Origin of the sequence: Cupriavidus sp. L7L, assembly GCF_004353535.1 — a bacterium.
GTDB classification, from domain to species: Bacteria; Pseudomonadota; Gammaproteobacteria; order Burkholderiales; family Burkholderiaceae; genus Cupriavidus; species Cupriavidus oxalaticus_A.
In genome coordinates this window covers 1-2,603 of record NZ_SMNY01000175.1, presented here as the reverse complement: position 1 = coordinate 2,603, position 2,603 = coordinate 1, and the positions used below count along the sequence as shown (strand labels likewise).

The 2,603-nt window shown below is 56.5% G+C and carries 2 protein-coding genes; both read left to right on the top strand.

Annotated elements, in window-relative coordinates; translation table 11 throughout:
- The coding region (locus E1J61_RS36915; RefSeq protein ID WP_133098659.1) for a DUF262 domain-containing protein at positions 1-1,767 on the top strand (1,767 nt) is incomplete at its 5' end.
- Positions 1,768-1,896: 129 nt separating this feature from the next.
- Positions 1,897-2,451, top strand: coding sequence for a transposase (locus E1J61_RS36910; protein ID WP_133098658.1), 555 nt, complete (start codon positions 1,897-1,899; stop codon positions 2,449-2,451).
- The last annotated feature ends 152 nt before the right edge of the window (positions 2,452-2,603 follow it).

Genomic DNA, 2,603 nt, shown 5'->3' with positions numbered 1-2,603 from the left:
GACTACCAGCGGGAGTACGTCTGGACCGACAAGGAGGTGCATCAACTACTTGAGGATATCGGCGAGCAGATCGATGCTGGTTCTACCCGGGAGTACTTCATTGGCACCGTGCTGGTCTCGCCGACTGATCACAAAAGCCACTACGAGGTGATCGACGGCCAACAACGTCTGACCACATTCTTCCTGCTGCTCTGTGCGCTGAAGTATCTGTTCCGGGGTGAGCCACAACGGCAAACCGTCAGCGGTTTGATCTCGACCAGCTACACCGACAGCGATGGAGAGGCGCGGACGAGCTTAAAGCTGGAGCCGCGATACGAGAGCGCAGGCGAGGTGATGGCCAAGCTGGTGGAGTTCGACGCTGACCCGCAGACTGTACGGGCAGGCATTCAAGCGGCGGGGATCGCCAGCTTCGGGTCGTTGGAAAACCTGGTCAACGCATACAGCACGTTGTACCGCTACCTGAAGGACAACTACGATGATGCGGCCAAGCTGAAGCGGTATTGGGGCTATCTGGCAAACAACGTGGTGTTCATCCAGATCTCCACGGATGTCAGCAGTGCCCTGAAGATCTTCGAAACCATCAACGAGCGTGGCGTTGGTCTCAACCCGATGGACTTGCTCAAGAATCTGCTGTTCACGCAAGTCAAGCAGACGCAGTTCACCCAACTCAAGGACGAGTGGAAGAAGATCACCAAGCCGCTGGAAAAGGAAAAGGAGAAGCCGCTGCGGTTCCTGCGCTATTTCCTGATGGCCAACTACCTCATCAAGAATGATCGTGGTGATGCAGTGGTGCGCGAGGACGAGATCTACGACTGGTTCGTGGCCAAGGACAACGCGGCGCTGTGCGATTTCGCCAACAAGCCCTTCGAGTTCGTCCGCAAAGTCATTCGCAACGTCGAGCACTACCTGGCCTTCGCCAATGGGCTGGGCAACGACGGCAAGCCCAATCTCGCGATGGACAGCCTCAAAAAGCTTGCGGGCGGTGCATTCAGTTTGCACTATGTCCTGTTGCTGGCGGCAGCGAATTTTCCGAAGCCGCTGTTCGACCATTTCGTGTCTCAGCTTGAGAGTTTCCTCTTCTACTACATCTTCACCAAGACGCCGACCAAAGATCTGGAGCGTAGCTTCTCACAATGGGCTGACGAGTTGCGTACGATTGCCGAGAGCGCAGATCCGGTAACGCAGAAGGTTCAACTCAATGCGTTCGTTGCCGACCGTTTCGAGAAGAGCATGGCAGGTAAGTCCCAGGAGCTCGTCGATGCGCTCAAGCGATTCACGTTGTATTCGATGCAGCAGTACCGCACGCGTTATCTACTTGCGCGCCTAACCCAGCACGTCGATATGGCGTTCAGTGGTTTGAAGGCGCCGGGCAGCCTGGAGCCGTTCACCAAGCTGGAGATCGAGCACATCCTGCCCGACAACCCCACTTCCGAATTGCGCGCCAAGTGGGCGGCTGAAAACCCGAACGCCACCTACGACGACTACAAGAACCGGCTTGGCAATCTCACATTGCTGGAAAAGCCAATCAACATCGTCGCGGGGAATGACTTCTACGTAGCGAAGCAGCCTGAGTACCGAAAGAGTGGGAATTACCTAACCCGCAGTCTGGTTGAACTGACCGATGTCGGGCAGAACACGTCGATTTCCAGAATCAATGAGAAGTTGGATGCGTTCCCTTGCTGGAACACAAAGGCCATCGAAGACCGTCACGGAGTATTGATCACTCTCGTGAAGGACATCTGGAAAACATCGCCAATCGACGTCTGAGGGAATCTGACGCTCCGTCGGTACGACATGGGGAAACCGTTCACTGGCACATACAAATGCAAAAGGGCCAGCCGCGTTCTCAATGAGCGACTGTCACGCTAACGATTAAGTGGGAAAGGAGAGTTGCGGATGACCATGCAAGACTTCCGCAGAATAGCAGGGGCGATGGACCAACGTGTCCGGCAGCTCTCGGCCGAAGGCGTTACGGGCCGCGAGCTAATCCATCGCATGGCGGGCCACATGCCCGACCTGCAGCGTGTTTGGGTAGGTGCAAGCGACCAGCAGCTTGCCGAGTTGTGTCAGGACTACCCCGGTTTCTACCATTACGCGAGCCTCATGGAAGAGGCGGCCGAAGCGGAGCGCGCGAACCCTAGCAAGAAGTACCTGGAAATGCCAGAGCTGAATGCCCCGCTCAAGTCATTGCTGGCGGCGTTGCTCACTGATGCGGCGACGCTGGAGCGCGGCTATCAGGCATTGATCGACGCGGCAAGCCGAGAAGGCATGGTCGGTAAGCTTGATGAACTCAATCAGCGTCATCGTATTTGGCTCGATGAGCGCGAGCGCTTTGTTGGGGCCTTGAAGGAGACGCGCGCACCGACAATCGTGCTGGAAGTGGTCGTTCCCGCCATCGGCCAGATGGCAGACCGCATTGCGCAGCTCGAAAAGCGCGCCGTCGCGGAATGAATAGCATAGTGGAAAAGTCTGGAAAGCATGACCACCGACACATTGACAGGCTGCAGAAGTCCAAGCTGATTTGGCCACCTCCCAATCGAGACTACTTCACCGTCAGATTGGTTGACCCTCGCGCCGCGCGGAGCGTTTCGCAAGTCCTATAT

Bases quoted from the DNA above. Each gene is read 5' to 3' on its own strand.
- E1J61_RS36910 (WP_133098658.1), top strand. From the start codon at position 1,897: ATGACCATGCAAGACTTCCGCAGAATAGCAGGGGCGATGGACCAACGT.